Annotated in this window: 14 protein-coding genes; 10 read left to right on the top strand and 4 right to left on the bottom strand. The window is 75.3% G+C overall.

Annotation, left to right across the window (positions count from 1 at the left end; genetic code table 11):
- Positions 1 to 20: 20 nt before the first annotated feature.
- Positions 21 to 851 (bottom strand): DUF4184 family protein, encoded by an 831-nt coding sequence (locus ACF08D_RS06255; RefSeq protein ID WP_392221386.1) that lies wholly within the window; start codon positions 849 to 851, stop codon positions 21 to 23.
- A 208-nt stretch (positions 852 to 1059) separates the two neighbouring features.
- Between ACF08D_RS06255 and ACF08D_RS06250 the strand changes: the two genes are divergently transcribed.
- Positions 1060 to 2781, top strand: a complete 1722-nt coding sequence (locus ACF08D_RS06250) for a lytic transglycosylase domain-containing protein (protein WP_392221385.1) — start codon at positions 1060 to 1062, stop codon at positions 2779 to 2781.
- A gap of 118 nt (positions 2782 to 2899) precedes the next feature.
- Here ACF08D_RS06250 and ACF08D_RS06245 read toward each other — a convergent pair whose 3' ends face one another.
- Both ACF08D_RS06245 and ACF08D_RS06240 read right to left on the bottom strand, forming a co-directional pair.
- The gene (locus tag ACF08D_RS06245; RefSeq protein ID WP_392221384.1) at positions 2900 to 5566 is read right to left on the bottom strand and encodes an ATP-dependent RNA helicase; all 2667 of its coding nucleotides are present in this window, start codon (positions 5564 to 5566) and stop codon (positions 2900 to 2902) included.
- Positions 5566 to 6360 carry a class I SAM-dependent methyltransferase gene (locus ACF08D_RS06240; protein WP_392221383.1) on the bottom strand — a complete coding sequence of 265 codons (795 nt, stop codon included), beginning with the start codon at positions 6358 to 6360 and terminating at the stop codon, positions 5566 to 5568. The genes ACF08D_RS06245 and ACF08D_RS06240 overlap by 1 nt, the downstream gene beginning before the upstream one ends.
- A gap of 350 nt (positions 6361 to 6710) precedes the next feature.
- On the opposite strand from ACF08D_RS06240, the gene rpsA reads away from it, so the two are divergent.
- The 4 genes from rpsA (at position 6711) to ACF08D_RS06220 (ending at position 10547) form a co-directional block, all read left to right on the top strand.
- Positions 6711 to 8213, top strand: a complete 1503-nt coding sequence (gene rpsA / locus ACF08D_RS06235; protein ID WP_156694932.1) for a 30S ribosomal protein S1 — start codon at positions 6711 to 6713, stop codon at positions 8211 to 8213.
- A gap of 231 nt (positions 8214 to 8444) precedes the next feature.
- On the top strand, positions 8445 to 9383 hold the full coding sequence (locus ACF08D_RS06230; protein ID WP_392221382.1) for a proteasome assembly chaperone family protein: 939 nt from the start codon (positions 8445 to 8447) through the stop codon (positions 9381 to 9383).
- Positions 9384 to 9414: 31 nt separating this feature from the next.
- Complete coding sequence (gene coaE, locus ACF08D_RS06225) at positions 9415 to 10029, top strand: dephospho-CoA kinase (RefSeq protein ID WP_392221381.1); 615 nt, start codon at positions 9415 to 9417, stop codon at positions 10027 to 10029.
- A 125-nt stretch (positions 10030 to 10154) separates the two neighbouring features.
- The gene (locus ACF08D_RS06220) at positions 10155 to 10547 is read left to right on the top strand and encodes a tetratricopeptide repeat protein (protein ID WP_392221380.1); all 393 of its coding nucleotides are present in this window, start codon (positions 10155 to 10157) and stop codon (positions 10545 to 10547) included.
- A 9-nt stretch (positions 10548 to 10556) separates the two neighbouring features.
- On the opposite strand, the gene ACF08D_RS06215 is transcribed toward ACF08D_RS06220, so the two are convergent.
- The gene (locus ACF08D_RS06215) at positions 10557 to 10823 is read right to left on the bottom strand and encodes a DUF6343 family protein (protein ID WP_392221379.1); all 267 of its coding nucleotides are present in this window, start codon (positions 10821 to 10823) and stop codon (positions 10557 to 10559) included.
- Positions 10824 to 11034: 211 nt separating this feature from the next.
- Between ACF08D_RS06215 and ACF08D_RS06210 the strand changes: the two genes are divergently transcribed.
- The 5 genes from ACF08D_RS06210 (at position 11035) to ACF08D_RS06190 (ending at position 19431) form a co-directional block, all read left to right on the top strand.
- A complete protein-coding gene (locus ACF08D_RS06210; RefSeq protein WP_392221378.1) occupies positions 11035 to 11589 on the top strand; it encodes a DoxX family protein in 555 nt (184 codons plus the stop codon).
- A gap of 54 nt (positions 11590 to 11643) precedes the next feature.
- Complete coding sequence (locus ACF08D_RS06205) at positions 11644 to 13101, top strand: carboxylesterase/lipase family protein (RefSeq protein ID WP_392221377.1); 1458 nt, start codon at positions 11644 to 11646, stop codon at positions 13099 to 13101.
- Between the two features lie 79 nt (positions 13102 to 13180).
- Entirely contained in the window at positions 13181 to 14857 is a 1677-nt protein-coding gene (gene murJ, locus ACF08D_RS06200) for a murein biosynthesis integral membrane protein MurJ (RefSeq protein ID WP_392221376.1), read from the top strand.
- A 288-nt stretch (positions 14858 to 15145) separates the two neighbouring features.
- Positions 15146 to 17983, top strand: a complete 2838-nt coding sequence (locus ACF08D_RS06195; RefSeq protein ID WP_392221375.1) for a DEAD/DEAH box helicase — start codon at positions 15146 to 15148, stop codon at positions 17981 to 17983.
- The gene (locus tag ACF08D_RS06190) at positions 17980 to 19431 is read left to right on the top strand and encodes an SWIM zinc finger family protein (protein ID WP_392221374.1); all 1452 of its coding nucleotides are present in this window, start codon (positions 17980 to 17982) and stop codon (positions 19429 to 19431) included. Before ACF08D_RS06195 ends, ACF08D_RS06190 begins: the two co-directional genes overlap by 4 nt.
- Positions 19432 to 19453: the final 22 nt, after the last annotated feature.

Raw genomic sequence — 19453 nt, 5'->3', positions numbered from 1 at the left:
GACCCGCCGCCCACATCCTCCTAGCCCACCGGGCGGCGGGTGTTCGCCGCCGTGTGCAGCCGCATGCCCGCGCCGTACAGCAGCAGCCCCGCGGCGAGCCCCGCACCCGCGCCGAAGCAGGCGGTGGGGATGATGTCCAGCGGGGTGTCGATCCGCCCCCAGTACGCGTACCACCGGGCGCACCGGTGCGCGGTGCCCACCGCCACCGAGGCGAGCAGCAGGCCGCCCGCCAGCCACCGCCCCCGCCGGTCCAGCACCGGCACCGCCGCCGGTGGCCGGCCCGCAACCTCCGGGGGCACCCGGCGCAGCGCGCCGCCCACGAACCACACCAGCACCACCAGCGCCACGGCCGAGCCGCCGTACTGCGCGTACAGATAGAGCGGGAAGCCGGCCACCAGCTCGCCGAGCCACGGGAGGACCCGGGTGCCCCACCGGTCGGCGTGGGTGAACAGGTCCCACACCACATGGGTCGCCGCCCCGGCGGCGGCCGAGACGCAGAACCACACCGCCAGCGCCGCCGGACGGCGCTCGCGCCAGGACTCGCCCCGCACCACGGCGTGCACCCGCCCCTGCCACCGGCCCGGCACCAGCGCCAGCAGCGGCTCACGCACCATCAGCCACACCGCCACCAGCGCGGCGGCGATCAGGACGTCGACGGTCACCACACCCAGCGGGCTGTGAGTGACGTCCCCGAAGGCCATCGCCCCGGGGATCGCGGTGTCCGCGAAATAGGTCATGTCGGGCGCGAACGACCCCATGACGAGCGCCGACGGGACCAGCGGCCCCCGGCCCGCGCCCGACCTCCGTATGCCCGGCAGCACCGCCGCCGCGTGGCTGAGCGTGAATGGCATGAGTGTCGTGCCCCCCGAAATGCGTACGCAGATTCAACGGCGCCCAGTATGCGCGACATTCGACAACCGGATTCCGGACGACCCGCAGGTGACGAATGCGTGAAAACCGGTCAAGTGCCGGTGTCCAGGGGCGTCGAGTTGACGTAGGGTCGCCTGAGTCACCGCGCTGGGGAGCGCGAAGGGCCGCCAACGGGGAGGGACCAGACGTATGGCAGGGCACATCGGCCGTCGACTGCGCAAGGGAGCGACCAGCACAGCCGTGGCCGCGGCCGCGGTGGCGGCACTCTCCGCCTCGCAGGCACCCGGAGTCACCCCGGCCGGAGGCGGCTCCGACGGGCCGCTCACCGGCTCGACGCCCCCCTCGCCCGACGGCTCGGCGACCGGCAACTCCCCGTACTACACCGACCTTCCGCCGCTGAACACGCCCACCAAGCCCGGCGCGCCCACCGGCCCGGTCGTCACGGGCCCCGCGGAGGCCGGCATCCCGGCGACCGTGCTCGCCGCGTACAAGCAGGCCGAGCAGCACCTCCGTACCAGCGACCCCGGCTGCAACCTGCCCTGGCAACTCCTCGCCGGCATCGGCAAGGTCGAGTCCGGCCAGGCGCGCGGAGGCCGGGTCGACGCCAACGGCACCACCCTGTCGCCGATCCTGGGCCCGGTCCTCAACGGCGTCGGCTTCGCCAACATCTCCGACACCGACCGGGGCGCCTACGACGGCGACTCCACGCACGACCGCGCCGTCGGCCCGATGCAGTTCATCCCGTCCACCTGGGCGACCTGGGGCCAGGACGCCAACGGGGACGGCCGCAAGGACCCCAACAACATCTACGACGCGGCCCGCGCGGCCGGGATGTACCTGTGCGCCAACGACCGCGACCTCGCGCTCAAGGCCGACCTGGACAAGGCGATCCTCAGCTACAACCGGTCGACGGAGTACCTGCGGACGGTGCTGTCCTGGTTCGAGTACTACAAGAACAACAGCCACCAGGTGCCGGACGGCACGGGCGTCCTGCCGGTCGACCGCAGCGACACCAGCGCCGGTACGGGCACCGGGACCGGCACGCGCCCGTCCCCCTCGCCGGTGCCCACCCCGGGTCCCTCGCTCACCCCCGGCACGGTCACGCCCACGCCGAAGCCCCCGAGTCCGTCCCCCACGCCCACCCCGAAGCCGCCCACCCCCACGCCGAAGCCGCCGACGCCGACCCCGACTCCGACCCCGCCGCCCAGCCCCTCGCCGTCGCCGGCCACGGTCGCGCGCCTCAAAGACGCCGCCGCCGGCCCGCTGACCGCGACCGCCGGCAGCCGCTTCGAGCAGCGCCCGGCCGTCACGGCGCTGAACGCGGCGGGCAAGCCGGTGGCCCGGGCCCGGGTCACCTTCACGCTCCTCGGCGAGACCGACTCCCGCTTCCCCGGCGGGGCCACCACCGCGACCGTCGTCACCGGGACCGACGGCACGGCCACCGCGCCGGAGCTCCAGGCGGGCGAGCGGACCGGTGAGTTCACCGTCCGGGCCACCGTGGCGGGCCGCACCGTCACCCCCGTCGACCGGACCGCCACCGTCACCGCGCGCCAGGCCGACGCCCTGACCCGCACGGACGACGAGGGCGACAAGGCCACCAAGGCCGCGCCCGGGACGGAGTTCGCCGGCCGGATCCGGGTCGGCGCCACGCACAAGGGCGCGACCGCCCCGGGTGTCGCCGTGACCGCCACTCTGGTCGCGGCGGCGGGTGACACCACCGCCGCGGGCAAGGGCCCCTTCTTCAAGGACGAGCAGGGCAACCCGGTCCGCACCCTCGAAGGGCTGACCACCGGCGAGGACGGGACGCTGACCCTCCCGAAGCTCTTCGCGGACGACCTCAGCGGCACGTTCCTGCTGCGGCTCACCACCGAGGGCGGCGGCACCCTGACCGTCGAGCTGACCGTCGCCTGACCCGCGGCCTCACCGACCGCGGCCCTCACGACTCCACGAAGGCCGTGGGGGCCATGAGGGCCGTGGGGCCATGAGGGCGGTGGGGGTCAGGAGGGCCGTGCGGCCCGGCCGGGGACCCTCAGCGGCGGGCGTTCGTCCGCCGCGTCGGCGGCGCCGCCGTCGGGTCCTCCGGCCACGGGTGCCGCGGGTACCGTCCGCGCAACTCCGCGCGGACGGCCCGGTACCCGTCCCGCCAGAACGACGCCAGGTCCGCCGTGACCGCCGCCGGGCGCCCGGCCGGCGACAGCAGGTGCACCAGCAGCGGAACCCCCGCCACCGAGGGCGTCTCGGACAGGCCGAACATCTCCTGGAGCTTCACCGCCAGTACGGGCTGCTCGCCGCCGTACTCGACCCGGACCCGCGACCCGCTCGGCACCTCGACGCGCTCCGGCGCCAGCTCGTCCAGCCGCGCCGCCTCACCGCCCGCCCACGGCAGCAGCCCCCGGAGGGCCTGCCCCGCGTCGATCCGCCCCAGGTCGGCCCGGCGCCGCGCCCGCGACAGCTCCGGCTCCAGCCACTCACCGGGCCGCTCCAGCAGCGCGGCGTCCGAGACGTCCGGCCACGGCGCGCCCAGCACCCGGTGCAGGAACGCCAGCCGCTGCCGCAGCTCCACCGACGCCCGCGACCAGCCGAGCAGTCCCGTGCCCTCGCGCCGCAGCCCCTCCAGCAGCGCCTCCCGCACCAGCCCCGGGTCCGGCTCCCTCAGCGGTCGTACGGCGAGGTCGACGGCGCCCAGCCGCTCCACCGAGCGCGCGACGACGTCACCGTCCTCCCAGCGCACCTCCTCACCCGCCGCCAGCAGGTGCCGTGCCGCCGTCCGCGCGGTGTCCTCGTCGATCACCGCGGCCAGCCGCACGCGCGCGGAGGCGGCGTGCGCGGGCCGGTCCGCGACGGCCACCGCGAGCCACTCCGCCCCGCGCGACGCCGACCCGCGCGGCAGCTCCGCCCCGGTCCCGGACGCCATCAGGAACGCCCCCTCGACCCGGGCCCGCGCCACCCGCTCCGGGTACGCCAGCGAGGTGACCAGCCCGGCGACCGCGTCGTCCGACAGCCGGGCCCCACCCGACAGCCCGGCGCCCGGAACCCCGGCGCCCGGAACCCCGGCGCCCGGAACTCCGTCCTCCGACAGCCCGGCCCCCGGAACCCCGGCGCCCGGAACCCCGCCCTCCGGCAGCCCGGCGTCCGGCACCGCTTCGTACGGTGATCCGGCCGCTCGGGCCTCGTCCTCCGACCGCCCCGGCCGTAACCCCGCGCCCGCGCGGGACGGCTCGCCCAGCTGGCCCGCCAGGCGCCGCGCCTCCTGGCGCCACCGCGCCCCGTAGGCGTCCCCGCCGCGCCGCGCCGCGCGCCACGCGCCCGCCAGGTCGTCGCCGTACTCGCGCGGCGGCTCCTCGCTCAGCAGGGCCACCACCTCCGCCGCCCGCCGCGCGCCCACCAGCGGCGCCCCGTCCAGCAGCGCCCGCGCGAGCCGCGGGTGGAGGCCCAGCCGCGCCATCGCCCCGCCCCGGGCGGTCACCCGGCCCGCCGCGTCCACCGCGCCGATCGCCGCCAGCACCGACCGGGCGGCGGCCATCGCCCCGGCCGGCGGCGCGTCCAGCAGCGCCAGCCCGGCCGCCTTCGGATCGCCCCAGGCCGCGGCCCGGAGCGCGAACCCGGCGAGGTCGGCCACCCGTATCTCCGGCGCCGGGAACGCGGGCAGGCGCCCGTCCTCCGCCTCGGCCCAGCACCGGTACACCACGCCCGGCGCCTCGCGACCAGCCCGCCCCGCGCGCTGCCGGGCGGCCGCCCGCGACGCCCGTACGGTCGTCAGCGACCCCAGCCCGCGCGCGTGGTCCACCCGCGGCTCGCGCGCCAGCCCGCAGTCCACCACCACCCGCACCCCCGGGACGGTCAGCGACGACTCGGCCACCGACGTCGCCAGCACCACCCGCCGGCGTACCCCGGGGGAGAGCACCGCCTCCTGCACGGCCGCCGGAGCCCGCCCGTGCACCTGGAGCACCTCCGCCTCCACGGACGCCAGAAGCCCCGCCACGCGCGCGATCTCCCCGACACCGGGCAGGAAGCACAGCACGTCGCCGGAGCGCTCGGCCAGCGCCCGCCGCACCACCGCCGCGACATGCGCGAGCAGCGCCGGGTCGACCCTGGTCCCCTGGGGCGGCCGCACCGAACCGGCCGGCGGGGCCCACACCACCTCCACCGGGTGGGCCGTGCCGTGCGCCTCGACCACCGGCGCGCCGCCCAGCAGCCGCGCCCAGCCCTCCGCGTCGGTCGTCGCCGACGCGGCCACCAGCCGCAGCTCCGGCCGCAGCGTCTCCCGGACGTCCAGCAGGAACGCGGCGGCGGTGTCCGCGTCGAGGTGCCGTTCATGGCACTCGTCGATGATCACCACATCGGTCCCCGGCAGCTCCGGGTCCCGCTGGAGCCGCTGGAGCAGCACACCCGTGGTCACCACCTCGACGAGCGTGTCGCGCGAGACGACCCGCTCGCCGCGCACCGTGAAGCCGACCCGGCCGCCCGCCTTCCCGCCCAGCAGCCACGCCATCCGCCGGGCCGCCGCCCGTGCCGCGATCCGGCGCGGCTCGGCGACCAGTACGCGCGCGCCGCGCTCCGCGAGGGCGAGCGGCACCAGCGTGGTCTTGCCCGTCCCGGGCGGCGCGCAGAGCACCGCCGAGCCATGGTCCTCCAGCGCCCGTTCCAGCGCGGGCAGGGCGTCCCGCACGGGAAGGGCGTGCGCCTCGGCACGCATCACGCGCGCTCGCAGACGAAGATCGCCGTGCCGGGGATCAGGTTGCCGCGCAGCGGGGACCAGCCGCCCCACTCCTGGGTGTTCCAGGCGGGCCACTCCGGCTCGACCAGGTCCACCAGCCGGAAGCCGCCCGCCACCACGTCCCGCACCCGGTCCCCGAGGGTCCGGTGGTGCTCGACGTACACGGCGTCGCCCCGCTCGTCCTGCTCGACGTAGGGCGTGCGGTCGAAGTACGAGGCGGAGACGGTCAGCCCGTCCGGTCCCGGCTCGTCGGGGAAGGCCCACCGGATCGGGTGGGTCACCGAGAAGACCCACCGCCCGCCGGGCCGCAGCACCCGGCGCACCTCGCGGAAGACCCGTACCGGATCGGCCACGAAGGGCACCGCCCCGTACGCCGAGCACGCCAGGTCGAAGGCGCCGTCCCGGAAGGGCAGCGCCGAGGCGTCGGCCTCCACCAGCGGCACGCCGCCGCCGATGCGCAGCGCGTGCTGGAGCTGGCGGTGGGAGAGGTCCAGCGCCACGGGCCGGGCCCCGCGCGCGGCGAGCCAGCGCGCGCACTGGGCGGCGCCCGCGCCGATCTCCAGTACGTCCAGCCCCGCGACGTCCCCCAGCAGGCCCGCGTCCGCCTCGTCCAGCCCCTCCGGGCCCCACACGAAGCGGTCGTCCCCGAGGAAGGAGCCGTGCTCGGTCTGGTACTCGTCCGCGTTGCGGTCCCACCAGCCGCGGCTCGCCCGGCTGCTCTCCCGGTCACCGGCGTGGCGCCGGGTGGCCTCAGGCTCGTACTCTTGGATCATCCCGCCCGCCGTTGTAGGTTGCGCACGGCCCCCACCGAGTGGCGGCCGCGGCCACGATGGCCTTGGGAAACCTTAAATGTGCCGGGTATGCGATGTTCTGCCCCGGGTGTGCGCCTTCGCGCATTGACCGTGTCCGGCCGTCCCCGTATGCTAAAGGTTGCGCTGCGGGCCTGCGCGCCTCAGACGGAGCAGGTCGCGCTCGCATCTGTTGTATGTCCCCTCGGTTGTCGAGGCGCCTCCCCCTCCGGGATCGGGCGCTTCCTTGGCTGTCCGGCTTCTGCAGCTGCGATACGGGCTCTCGGCGTAGCAGTACCTACGACTTCAATGTCCGTACCGGAGCCCTTTCCCACATGACGAGCAGCACCGAGACCACCGCCACCACCCCGCAGGTTGCGGTCAACGACATCGGTAACGAGGAAGCCTTCCTCGCCGCGATCGACGAGACGATCAAGTACTTCAACGACGGCGACATCGTCGACGGCGTCATCGTGAAGGTCGACCGGGACGAGGTCCTGCTCGACATCGGTTACAAGACCGAAGGTGTCATCCCGAGCCGCGAGCTCTCGATCAAGCACGACGTCGACCCGAACGAGGTCGTCAAGGTCGGCGACGAGATCGAGGCCCTGGTTCTCCAGAAGGAGGACAAGGAAGGCCGCCTGATCCTCTCGAAGAAGCGCGCCCAGTACGAGCGTGCCTGGGGCACCATCGAGAAGATCAAGGAAGAGGACGGCATCGTCACCGGCACCGTCATCGAGGTCGTCAAGGGTGGTCTCATCCTCGACATCGGCCTCCGTGGCTTCCTGCCGGCCTCCCTCGTCGAGATGCGCCGTGTCCGCGACCTCCAGCCCTACGTGGGCAAGGAGCTCGAGGCGAAGATCATCGAGCTGGACAAGAACCGCAACAACGTGGTCCTGTCCCGCCGCGCCTGGCTCGAGCAGACCCAGTCCGAGGTGCGCCAGACGTTCCTCACCACCCTGCAGAAGGGTCAGGTCCGCTCCGGCGTCGTCTCCTCGATCGTCAACTTCGGTGCGTTCGTGGACCTGGGCGGCGTCGACGGTCTGGTGCACGTCTCCGAGCTGTCCTGGAAGCACATCGACCACCCCTCCGAGGTTGTCGAGGTCGGCCAGGAGGTCACCGTCGAGGTTCTCGACGTGGACATGGACCGCGAGCGTGTCTCCCTGTCGCTGAAGGCGACGCAGGAGGACCCGTGGCAGCAGTTCGCCCGTACGCACCAGATCGGTCAGGTCGTCCCGGGCAAGGTCACCAAGCTGGTTCCGTTCGGTGCGTTCGTCCGCGTGGACGAGGGGATCGAGGGTCTGGTCCACATCTCCGAGCTGGCCGAGCGCCACGTGGAGATCCCGGAGCAGGTCGTCCAGGTCAACGACGAGATCTTCGTCAAGGTCATCGACATCGACCTCGAGCGCCGTCGCATCAGCCTCTCGCTGAAGCAGGCCAACGAGTCCTTCGGTGCCGACCCGGCGTCGGTCGAGTTCGACCCGACCCTGTACGGCATGGCCGCGTCGTACGACGACCAGGGCAACTACATCTACCCCGAGGGCTTCGACCCCGAGACCAACGACTGGCTCGAGGGCTACGAGACCCAGCGCGAGGCCTGGGAGACCCAGTACGCCGAGGCGCAGCAGCGCTTCGAGCAGCACCAGGCCCAGGTCATCAAGTCCCGCGAGGCCGACGAGGCCGCCGCTGCCGAGGGTGGCCCCGCCGCTCCGGCCGGCGCCCCGGCGGGTGCCTCGGGCGGTTCGTACTCCTCGGAGTCGGACGACAACTCCGGCGCCCTGGCGTCGGACGAGGCCCTGGCCGCGCTCCGCGAGAAGCTGGCCGGCGGCCAGAGCTGACGCTCCGGCTCACCGCTGAGCGGTAGGAGCACGCAGTAGCAGCACTGAGGCCCGTCCCCGGAAGGGGGCGGGCCTCAGTCGTACCCGGCGCCCGGTGCCCGGCGCCCGGCTGTTGCCCTCGTCCGCCGGACGAGGGCAACAGCCGGGCGGCAGCCGGGAATACGGGTGCGGCGGGAATGCCGGTGCGGCGGGTGACGTTCTTCCCTGTGAACACGAGGAGGAGCGGTAATCGTGCCTGATCCGCAGGGTTTGTACGCATGGGAGCCGAAGGGCCTGGCCGCCGTCGACATGGCGCTGGCACAGGAGTCCGCCGGCCTGGTCATGCTCTACCACTTCGACGGCTACATCGACGCGGGCGAGACCGGCGAGCAGATCGTCGACGGCCTGCTGGACGCGCTGCCCCACCAGGTGGTGGCCCGCTTCGACCACGACCGGCTCGTGGACTACCGGGCCCGCCGGCCGCTCCTCACCTTCCGGCGCGACCGCTGGAGCGCGTACGAGGTCCCGGCGATCGAGGTCCGGCTCGTCCAGGACGCCACCGGGGCGCCCTTCCTCCTGCTGTCCGGCCCGGAGCCGGACGTGGAGTGGGAGCGGTTCGCCGCCGCCGTCCGGCAGGTCGTCGAGCGGCTCGGGGTGCGGCTCTCGGTCAACTTCCACGGCATCCCCATGGGCGTCCCGCACACCCGCCCCGTCGGCCTCACCCCGCACGGCAACCGCACCGACCTGGTCCCCGGGCACAGCAGCCCCTTCGACGAGGCCCAGGTGCCCGGCAGCGCCGAGGCGCTGGTCGAGTACCGGCTGATGGAGGCCGGGCACGACGTCCTCGGCGTCGCCGCCCACGTCCCGCACTACGTCGCCCGGTCCCCCTACCCCGACGCGGCGCTCACCGCGGTGGAGGCCATCACCGCCGCCACCGGCCTCGTCCTGCCCGCCGTCGCCCACGCCCTGCGCACCCGCGCCCAGCGCACCCAGACGGAGATCGAGCGCCAGATCGGCGAGGGCGACGAGGAGCTGACCGCGCTCGTCCAGGGCCTCGAGCACCAGTACGACGCGATGGCCGGCGCCGAGACCCGCGGCAGCCTGGTCGCCGAACCGGTGGAGCTGCCCTCCGCCGACGAGATCGGCCGCGAGTTCGAGCGCTTCCTGGCCGAGCGGGAGGGCGAAGGCTGAGCCCCGGACGGCACGCCCTAGGGTTGCCCCCATGCTGAAGGTGGGACTGACCGGTGGCATCGGCGCCGGCAAGAGCGAGGTGTCACGGCTGCTCTCCTCGTACGGAGCGGTCGTCGTCGACGCCGACAAGATCGCCCGCGAGGTCGTCGAGCCCGGTACGCCCGGGCTCGACGCCGTGGTGGCGGCGTTCGGGCCGGAGGTCCTGACACCCGCCGGGGCGCTGGACCGGCCCCGGCTCGGGGCGATCGTCTTCGCCGACCCCGAGCGGCTGGCCGTCCTGAACGCCATCGTCCATCCGCTGGTCGGCGCCCGCTCCGCCGAGCTGGAGGCCGCCGCCGGACCGGACGCGGTCGTCGTCCACGACGTACCGCTGCTCACGGAGAACGGCCTCGCCCCGCTGTACGACCTCGTGGTGGTCGTGGACGCCTCGCCCGCGACCCAGCTCGACCGGCTCGTCCGGCTGCGCGGCATGACCGAGGAGGACGCGCGGGCCAGGATGTCCGCCCAGGCCACCCGGGAGCAGCGGCTGGCCGTCGCGGACCTGGTCGTCGACAACGACGGGCCGATCGAGGCCCTGGAACCCCAGGTGCGGGAGGTGTGGGCGCGGCTGACCGAACGGGCCGCCGCGCCGCCGCGCACCGGCTGAGCAGACGCTCGGCAGGCGCCCGGCCTCGCGTACGAGGGGCTCGGGCCGGCGGGCATGGGGGCGGCCGCAGGAATACCGGACGCCCCGCGCATGTTGAACCGGCGCAGCGAGGGAAGGATGGGAGCGTGCCCGAGACCAACCCGGAGACCCACGTCATCGACTACCGCGCGGCCGAGCAGCTCCTCGCCGCCCGGGACCCGCGCGGGGCCGTCAAGCTCCTCGACTCCGTGATCGCGGCCCATCCCGAGAACACCGCCGCCCGCCTGCTGCGCGCCCGGGCGTTCTTCGCGGCGGCCCAGCTGCGACCGGCGGAGCTGGAGTTCGAGCTGGTGCTGGAGCGGGAGCCGGACAACGCGTTCGCGCACTACGCCCTGGCCCGGACCTTCCAGCGCTCCGGCCGCCCCGAGCAGGCCAAACGCCACTTCCGGCTCGCCGCCGCCCTGGAGCCCCGGCCCGAGTACCTGGAGGCCGCCCGCTTCCCGGTGGACTTCCCGGCGGACCTGCCCCCGGAGGAGTAGGGCCCCGGTCTAGGGCCTGTCACCCGGCTCGTACGGCGGCACGTCCCGCCCCGGCTGGTAGTGCGGGCCCTGCCGGATGTGGCGCCGGACCAGCAGCAGGTCGACCGTGACCACCACGGCCAGCACCCCGCACGCCGCCGCCCAGCCGGGCCGGCCGGCCAGCGCGAAGGCCACCGTGCCGCCCACCGCCCAGACCAGCCCCCACACGGCCAGCCAGAACCGGCCGCGCAGGGGGCTGCGCGCGGTTCTCGGTTCACTGCCGGTACGCGTTCCCATGGAGATCACCTCCTGCCCCGGGCTGCCACCTGGCGGGTACCCGTCCCGCGACCGATCGATCCCGGCCACAGCGCCTGGTGGCCGGTGGTGGCTCCGCGCGCAAAAAGGCGCCTCGACCAGCGCGGCGACAGCGATGAGTTTCCGGTGGCGGGCCGGTCCATACTCCGACAGCGACGCCCCGCCGGGGCAACGCCCGCAGGAGGAGACCGACATGACCGCCACCGCCAGCACCCCCGCCACCACCGTCGACACCACCACCGCCGCTGTGGGTACCGGCGCCGGCGCCGGTACGGGTACGGGCACGGGAACCGGCACGGGTACGGGAACCGGCACCGGCACGGGGACCGGTCAGGCGGCCGGAGCCGCCCGGAAGTCCGGCCTCTCCCGCCGCGCCGACATCGGCGCCTGGACGCTCCAGATCGTCCTCGCCCTCTTCTTCGCCGTCCCCAGCGCCGGGCCCAAGCTGGTCGGCCACGCCTCCGCCGCCGAGTCCTTCGACACCATCGGCTACGGCGACTGGTTCATGTATCTCGTCGGCGGGCTGGAACTCGCCGGTGCCGTCGCCCTGGTGATCCCGGTACTGTCCGGAGTGGCGGCGCTCGCGCTGATCGGCCTGATGGGCGGCGCGCTCGTCGCGCAAATCGCCTACCTGGGCGCGGAGTTCTGGTTCACGCCGGTGATCTTCGCGGTGCTGTTGGCCGTGGTCGCCCTGGCCCGCCGCGGGCAGACCGCACGGCTGCTGGCGCTGGTCCGCGACCGCGCGTGAGCCCGCGGGTACCGGACCGGAGCGCGCCGCGCCCACCCGACGGAGGGGACCGTGATGCGACCGGTGTGCACGACGAGGCAGGGCGCGGTGCGCGGCACCGTCTCGGCCGACGGGACCGCCTCCTTCCTCGGCATCCCGTACGCCGCGCCCCCGTTCGGCCCCCTCCGCTTCCGCCCGCCCGCCCCTCCGCGCGCGTGGAGCGGGATCCGGGACGCGACGGCCCACGGTCCCACCCCGCCGAAGGCGCCCTACGCCCCGCCGTTCGACGCCCTCGTCCCGGAGACGACGATCCCGGGCGAGGACTGCCTCAACCTCAATGTGTGGACGCCGTCCCCCGGACCGGGCGCCCGCCTGCCGGTCGTGGTGTGGCTGTACGGAGGGGCCTTCACCAACGGGTCGGCGTCCCCGTCCGCGTACGACGGAGGCGCCTTCGCCCGTGACGGTGTGGTGTTCGTGTCGCCCAACTACCGGCTCGGCGCGGACGGGTTCCTGCACCTGGACGGAGTCCCGGACAACCGGGGCCTGCTCGACCAGATAGCGGCGCTGGAATGGGTCCGGGACAACATCGAGGCCTTCGGCGGCGATCCCGGCCGGGTGACCCTGGCCGGCGAGTCGGCCGGTGCGATCAGCATCGGGGTGCTGCTGTCCGATCCACGCGCGCGTGGGTTGTTCCACCGGGCCGTCCTGCAGAGCGGGGCGGCCCACCACGTCCTGCGCCCCGAGACCGCCGGCCGGATCACCGCCCACCTGGCCGGGAAGCTGGGCATCGCCCCCACGGCCGACGCCTTCGCCGCCGTACCGCTCGACCGGCTGCTGCCCGCCCAGGCGGAACTGCGCAAGGACATCGCGACCGGCCCCGACCCGGCCCTCTGGGGCGAGGCCGTGCTCAACGCGATGCCCTTCGAACCGGTCACCGACGGCCCGGTGCTCCCGGGACCCGACTGCGGTGTGGACCTGCTGGTCGGCTCCAACCGGGAGGAGTACCGGTTCTTCCTCGTACCGACGGGCCGCCTGCACCGCCTGACGGAGGAGAAGCTCCGGTCCACCGCCGAGGCGTACGGGCTCGACCCGGACAAGGCCCTGCCCGTCTACCGCGACGCACGACCCGGGGCCGTCCCGGGGGAGATCTTCGACGCGATGGTGACGGACTGGTTCTACCGGATCCCCGCGCTCCGGCTCGCCGAGTCGGTACCCGGCTCCCACGTGTACGAGTTCGCCCGGCGCTCCTCCGCCTTCGACGGCCGGCTCGGCGCCTGCCACGCCGGCGAGCTGGCGTACGTCTTCGACCGGCTGGACGACCCCCAGTACGCCCCGGTGACCGGCCACGCCCCGCCGCAGGCGCTGGCCGACGCGATGCACGGCGCCTGGGTCGCGTTTGCCACGACCGGCGACCCGGGCTGGCCCGCGTACGACACACGGACCCGCCCGACGATGGTCTTCGACGACCCGGCCCCGACCGTCGCCCACGACCCCCGCGCCCGGGAACGGACCCTCTGGGACGGCATCCGCTGACCCCGGGCGGTCGCTGCCCGGTGGGTGGACGGCGGCACCCCGCCGGGGACCGGGCAGGGCGGAGACATAGGTTGACGGGATGGTGGAGGGGACCGACTCGGCGGCGCGGACCATGCCGCAGAAGCAAGGTAAGGGGCGGCGGGCCGCCCGGCGGACGAAGAGCAGGGGCGGGACGGCGCGTTCGTCGCTGCTGATGGCGGCGGGCACGGTGGTGTCCCGGGCCACCGGGCTGATCCGCCAGGTGCTGCAGGCGGCGGCACTGGGAACGGGCCTGCTGGCCAGCACGTACAACACGGCGAACACCGTGCCGACGAGCCTGTACACCCTGCTGATCGGCGGCGCGCTCAACGCGGTGCTGGTGCCCCAGTTGGTGCGGGCCCGGACGACCCAGCCGGACGGCGGACGGGCCTACGAACAGCGGTTGGTCACCCTGGTGCTGTGCGTACTGGGCGCGGGCACGGCGCTGGCGGTATGGGCGGCACCGCACATCGTGGGCCTGTACATGCGGGACACCCCGGACAGCCATGAGGCGTTCGAGCTGACGGTCACGTTCGCCCGCTTCCTGCTGCCGCAGATCTTCTTCTACGGGCTGTTCAGCATCTACGGGCAGGTCCTCAACGCCCGGGAGAAGTTCGGCGCGATGATGTGGACGCCGGTGCTGAACAACGTCGTGCTGGTCGGGATGTTCGCCGCCTACCTGGCGCTGATGGCGGTACCCGACCGGGCGGAGGACATCACCGGCGCCCAGGTGCGGCTGCTGGGCATCGCGACGACGGCCGGCATCGCCGTGCAGGCGCTGGCCCTGATCCCCTTCGCCCGGGCGGCGGGCTTCCGCTTCCGGCCCCGCTTCGACTGGCGGGGGAGCGGCCTGGGCAGCAGTGTCCACGCGGCGAAGTGGACGCTGCTGTTCGTCCTCGCCAACCAGGTCGCCCTGGTCGTGGTGACGAACTACGCCAACGCCGCCGACCAGGAGCTGCCCGAGGCGGGGGCCGGATACTCGGCCTACACGTACGCGCAGACCATCTGGATGCTCCCGCAGTCGATCGTGACCGTGTCCCTGGTGACGGCGCTGCTGCCCCGGATGAGCCGCGCCGTGGCCGAGGGGCGCGTCGGGGACCTGCGCGACGACCTCTCCCGGGTCCTGCGGATCAGCGGCGTGGTCATCGTGCCGGCCGCCTTTCTCTTCCTCGCCCTGGGCCCGCAGATCTCCGCCCTGCTGTTCGCGCACGGCGCCGCCGACGCCGAGTCGGCCCGCCCGCTGGGCCAGATGCTGCAGGCCTTCGGACTCGGCCTCATTCCGTTCTCCGCCCAGTACTTGCTGCTGCGGGGCTTCTACGCCTTCGAGGACACCCGCACACCGTTCTTCATGGCGGCCTGGATCGCGGCGGTGAACATCGCCCTGGCCACGGCCTGCCATCTCCTGCTGCCCGCCCGCTGGGCGGTGGTGGGCATGGCCGGGTCCTGCACCCTCTCGTACGTCGCCGGCCTCGCGCTCACCGCGGCCCTGTTGCGCAGGCGGCTGGGGGGCCACATCGACGGCTCCGGCGCCCTGGGCCGCGCCTACACGAAGCTGCTGTGCGCCGCGGTCCCGGCGGCGGGACTGGGCTGGGCGGTGGCCCGCGGGTGCGCCGCCCTGGGACGGGGAACGTGGCCCACTGCCGCCGCCCTGGCCGCCGGGACGCTGGTGACGGCGTCGGCCTACCTCCTGCTCGCCCGGCTGCTGAAGGTCGAGGAGCTGCGGCTGCGCCGCCGGTGACGTGCGGGCGGGTACGCGCCTGTCCGGGTGCCGCGCGGGAGGCTGCGGGCCGGGTGCCGCGCGGGAGGTTGCCTGCCCGAGTGCCGCGCGGGAGGCTGCGGGCCGGGTGCCGCCGCGTGGTGCCGCCGCTCGGTGTCGCCGTCCGGCCGTGGGTCGCCCGGCGGGTGGCGCGGCGTGTGTCCGGTGGGTGGGCGGCCGGTTCGGGAGGCGGGCCGGGGCCGGTTGTCAGACCCTCGCCGTAAGGTCGGAGATCGATGACACGACCAGCGTGAGGGGAGGTGACCGGCCATGGCGCAGTGGCCGCCGCAGGGGCTCGCCGCGGTGTTCCTGCCCGCCGCGCTGCCGCGGGAGGGCCGGGTCGCCTTCTGGGCGCCCGACGGGCGCCCCCTGCCGCCCCGGCCGGCGGGTTCCGGGCCGTCCGGGGGTGACGGCGCGGAGACGATCACCGTGGTGCGGGCGCATGGAGCGGGCGTGCGGGGCCGGGCCGTGCCGGCGGCGGTGCTGTCCGTGGGGGAGGCCCTGCCCGCGCTGGTCGCCGCGCGGCACGACCCGGCGGCCCACCCGGCGGCCGCCTGCTGGGGCGCCGCCGCCCTGCACGCCCTGCACCTCGCCGGGCGGGGCCGGCTGCTGCCGGGGCTCACCCCGGGAGACCTGGACGCCTGGCGGGCCGGGCCGCTGGACGCCGACGACATCGCGCACCTGAGGGCCGTAGCCGCCGCCATGCCGTACGAGGCGCACGCCGTCCCCGTCGAGGGCGCCCGCCCGCTGCGGCTGCCCGAGCCGGAGGCCCTGGTGCGGGCGTTCCTCGACGCGGTGGCCGACACCCTGCCCCGCACCCCCGCCGCCGCGTACGCCGCCGGGGCGCCCTTCGCCGCCCGCACCCCCCAGCACCTGCCCCACGCGCGTGCCTGGGCCGCCGAGGCGGCGGCGGGCATGGACGCCGGGGTCCGGGTGTCGCTCCGCCTCGACATCGCGGGCCACGAGCTGTTCGACACCACCCAGGAGGGCGGCGGGGACCGGCCGGCCGCCGCCGCCCTGGTCCAGGTCCACAGCCTGGCCGACCCGACCCTGGTGGTCGACGCGGCCGCGCTCTGGGCGGGGGAGGGCGCCGAGCACTTCGGGCCGCGCGCCCGCATCGACGCCGTCCTGGCACTGCGCCGCGCCGCCCGCGTCTGGGCGCCGCTCGCCCGGCTGCTGGAGCAGGACGTGCCGGACGTCCTGACGCTCACCGAGGACGAGCTGTACGAGCTGCTGGGCCCCGCCGCCGCACGGCTCGGCGCGGCCGGGGTGACCGTCCACTGGCCCCGCGAGCTGGCGCGCTCGCTCACCGCCGCCGCGGTCGTCCGGCCCGCCCCCGGCTCGGCCACCGACGGCACGGCGTTCTTCGACAGCGCCGAGCTGCTGCGGTTCGACTGGCAGCTGGCGCTGGACGGCGACCCGCTGACCGAGCGCGAGATGGATGCCCTGGCCGAGGCCCACCGTCCCGTCGTGCGCCTGCGCGACCAGTGGGTGGTCGTGGACCCGGCGCTGGTGCGCAAGGCCCGCAAGCGGGAGCTGGGCCTGCTGGAGCCGGCCGACGCGCTGGCGGTGGCGCTCACCGGCACCGCCGAGGTCGACGGCGAGACGGTCGAGGCGGTGCCGGTGGGCGCGCTGGCCGCGCTGCGCGACCGGCTGGTCGCCGGTCCGGCCACCACCGATCCGCCCCCGGGACTCGACGCCACCCTGCGCGACTACCAACTGCGCGGGCTGGCCTGGCTGGACCTGATGACCTCCCTCGGTCTCGGCGGCTGCCTCGCCGACGACATGGGCCTCGGCAAGACCGTCACCCTGATCGCGCTGCACCTGCGCCGCGCCCGCCGCGCCCCCACCCTCGTCGTCTGTCCCGCCTCGCTCCTCGGCAACTGGCAGCGGGAGGTGGCCCGGTTCGCCCCCGGCGTACCGGTACGCCGCTTCCACGGCGCCGACCGCACCCTGGACGGCCTCGACGGCGGCTTCGTCCTCACCACGTACGGCACCATGCGCACCAGCGCCGAGCAGCTCGCCGCCCACGAGTGGGGCATGGTCGTCGCCGACGAGGCGCAGCACGTCAAGAACCCGTTCTCCGCCACCGCCAAGGCGCTGCGCACCATCCCCGCCCCCGCGCGCGTGGCCCTCACCGGCACCCCCGTGGAGAACAACCTCTCCGAGCTGTGGGCGCTGCTCGACTGGACCACCCCCGGACTCCTCGGCCCGCTCAAGGCGTTCCGCTCCCGGCACGCCCGGGCCGTGGAGAACGCCGAGCAGATCGAGAACGACGAGGCGGTCGAGCGCCTCGCCCGGCTCGTCCGGCCCTTCCTGCTGCGCCGCAAGAAGTCCGACCCGGGCATCGTGCCCGAGCTGCCGCCCAAGACGGAGTCCGACCACCCGGTGCCCCTCACCCGCGAACAGGCCTCCCTCTACGAGGCGGTGGTGCGCGAGACGATGGCGCGGATCGAGGGTGCGGAGGGCATCGCCCGCCGGGGACTGGTGATGAAGCTGCTGACCTCCCTCAAGCAGATCTGCAACCACCCCGCCCAGTACCTGAAGGAGGACCCCTCCCGCCCCGCCCGCCTGGCCGGCCGCTCCGGGAAGCTCGCCCTCCTCGACGAGCTGCTCGACACGATCCTGTCCGAGGACGGCTCGGTGCTGGTCTTCACCCAGTACGTCGGCATGGCCCGGCTGCTCACGGCCCACTTCTCCGCCCGCGCCGTCCCCTCCCAACTCCTGCACGGCGGGACGCCGGTGGCGGAGCGGGAGCGCATGGTGGACCGCTTCCAGTCCGGCGGGGTACCGGTGTTCGTGCTCTCCCTCAAGGCCGCCGGAACCGGCCTCAACCTCACCCGGGCCGGCCATGTCGTCCACTACGACCGCTGGTGGAACCCGGCGGTCGAGGAGCAGGCCACCGACCGGGCGTACCGCATCGGCCAGACCCAGCCGGTGCAGGTCCACCGGCTGATCGCCGAGGGCACGGTGGAGGACCGCATCGCGGAGATGCTGCGGTCCAAGCGCGCCCTCGCCGACGCGGTCCTCGGCTCCGGCGAGGCGGCCCTCACCGAGCTGACCGACCGCGAGCTGGCCGACCTCGTGTCCCTGCGGAGGCTGTCATGACCCCGCCCGCACTCCCATCCGGCCCCAGCCCCGGTTCCGGCCACGGCCCCGACTCCGTCCCCGGCGCCGGTTCCGGCCCCGTCCCCGGCCCCGGTTCCGGGTTCGGTTCCGGCCCCGTCCCCGCTTCCAGTTCCGGCCAAGGCCCCGGCCCCGGTCATGGCCCGGGTGCCCGTCCCGGTCACGGTCCCGGCGCCCGCCGGGGCGCCCGGCGCACCCCGCTGCACGACGACCGCCGCCGTACGTTCCCCCAGCTCGCCCCCGTCACCGGGGCCGCCGACGGGAAGTTCGCCGCCACCTGGTGGGGCAACGCCTGGGTGGACGCCCTGGAGGACACCGCCCTCGACCCGGCGCGCCTGGCGCGGGGCCGCGCTTACGCCGCCACCGGGCACGTCGACGCCATCACGGTCACCCCCGGCCGGGTCACCGCCTACGTCCACGGCAGCCGGCCCCGCCCGTACCGCACCGACATCCGGCTCCGCGTCCTCGGCGGCGACGACTGGGAGCGCTTCCTGGACGCCGCGGCCGCCCGCCCCGACCACATCGCCGCCCTCCTCGACAAGGACGTGCCGCACGCCCTGGCCGCCGCGGTCGACCTGCTGCCCGGCCCCGGCGACCTGGTCCCGGACTGCTCCTGCCCCGACCACGGCTTCCCCTGCAAGCACGCCGCGGCCCTCTGCTACCAGGCGGCCCGGCTCCTCGACGAGGACCCCTTCGTGCTGTTCCTGATGCGCGGCCGGGGCGAGCAGGAGATCCTCGCCGCGCTCAGCCACCGCAACGCCGCCCACGAGGCGGCCGAGACCACCGCCGCGCCCCCGCCAATGCCCACCCTGCCCGCCGCCACCGTCCTCGCCACCCCGTCCGGCGCGCCGCTCCCGCCCCCGCTGCCCGTCCCCGACCGGCCCGGACGGCCGCCGCTCTACCCCGAGGACCCCGACGCGCCCGACCCGCTGGCCCTGGAGATGCTGGCGACCGAGGCCGCCGCCCGCGCGTACGCCCTGCTGACCACCGGACAGGATCCGGTCGCCGCCCTCACCCCCTGGCAGGACGCCGTCCGCCTCGCGGCGGCCCACCCCGGCTCCGGCCTGACCGCCTCCACCCGCGCGCTGTACCGGGACCTCGCCGCCGCCCTGGACCGCAGCCCGTCCGACCTCGCCCGCGCGGTCGCCGCCTGGCGCCAGGGCGGACCGGCCGGGCTCGCCGTCCTGGAGGAGCCCTGGGACCCGCCCGCCGGCCCCTTCGACCGCGCCCGCCCCGCCCTGATCGCCGCCGACCTCCCGCAGTTCCGGCCGTGGCGCAACCGCCTCTCCTCACGCTCGCTCCAACTGCGGTACGGCCGCGACGGCTTGTGGTACGGCTACGAGTCGGACCCCGACCGCGAGGACTGGTGGCCGCGGGGCACCCCCGACGCGGACCCCGTCGGGGCGCTCACCGACCTGCTGGAGCAGTGATCCGGGGAGGGTGTGAACGGAT

Origin of the sequence: Streptomyces sp. NPDC015131 (assembly GCF_043079975.1) — a bacterium.
In the GTDB taxonomy this organism is placed as follows: Bacteria; Actinomycetota; Actinomycetes; order Streptomycetales; family Streptomycetaceae; genus Streptomyces.
This window is presented reverse-complemented; position numbering and strand designations above follow the sequence as displayed.

Coding starts and splice junctions, on each gene's coding strand:
- ACF08D_RS06250 (WP_392221385.1), top strand. CDS start 1,060: ATGGCAGGGCACATCGGCCGTCGACTGCGCAAGGGAGCGACCAGCACA.
- ACF08D_RS06245 (WP_392221384.1), bottom strand. CDS start 5,566: ATGCGTGCCGAGGCGCACGCCCTTCCCGTGCGGGACGCCCTGCCCGCG.
- ACF08D_RS06205 (WP_392221377.1), top strand. CDS start 11,644: ATGCGACCGGTGTGCACGACGAGGCAGGGCGCGGTGCGCGGCACCGTC.
- coaE (WP_392221381.1), top strand. CDS start 9,415: ATGCTGAAGGTGGGACTGACCGGTGGCATCGGCGCCGGCAAGAGCGAG.
- ACF08D_RS06240 (WP_392221383.1), bottom strand. CDS start 6,360: ATGATCCAAGAGTACGAGCCTGAGGCCACCCGGCGCCACGCCGGTGAC.
- ACF08D_RS06210 (WP_392221378.1), top strand. CDS start 11,035: ATGACCGCCACCGCCAGCACCCCCGCCACCACCGTCGACACCACCACC.
- ACF08D_RS06195 (WP_392221375.1), top strand. CDS start 15,146: ATGGCGCAGTGGCCGCCGCAGGGGCTCGCCGCGGTGTTCCTGCCCGCC.
- ACF08D_RS06215 (WP_392221379.1), bottom strand. CDS start 10,823: ATGGGAACGCGTACCGGCAGTGAACCGAGAACCGCGCGCAGCCCCCTG.
- ACF08D_RS06255 (WP_392221386.1), bottom strand. CDS start 851: ATGCCATTCACGCTCAGCCACGCGGCGGCGGTGCTGCCGGGCATACGG.
- murJ (WP_392221376.1), top strand. CDS start 13,181: ATGGTGGAGGGGACCGACTCGGCGGCGCGGACCATGCCGCAGAAGCAA.
- ACF08D_RS06190 (WP_392221374.1), top strand. CDS start 17,980: ATGACCCCGCCCGCACTCCCATCCGGCCCCAGCCCCGGTTCCGGCCAC.
- rpsA (WP_156694932.1), top strand. CDS start 6,711: ATGACGAGCAGCACCGAGACCACCGCCACCACCCCGCAGGTTGCGGTC.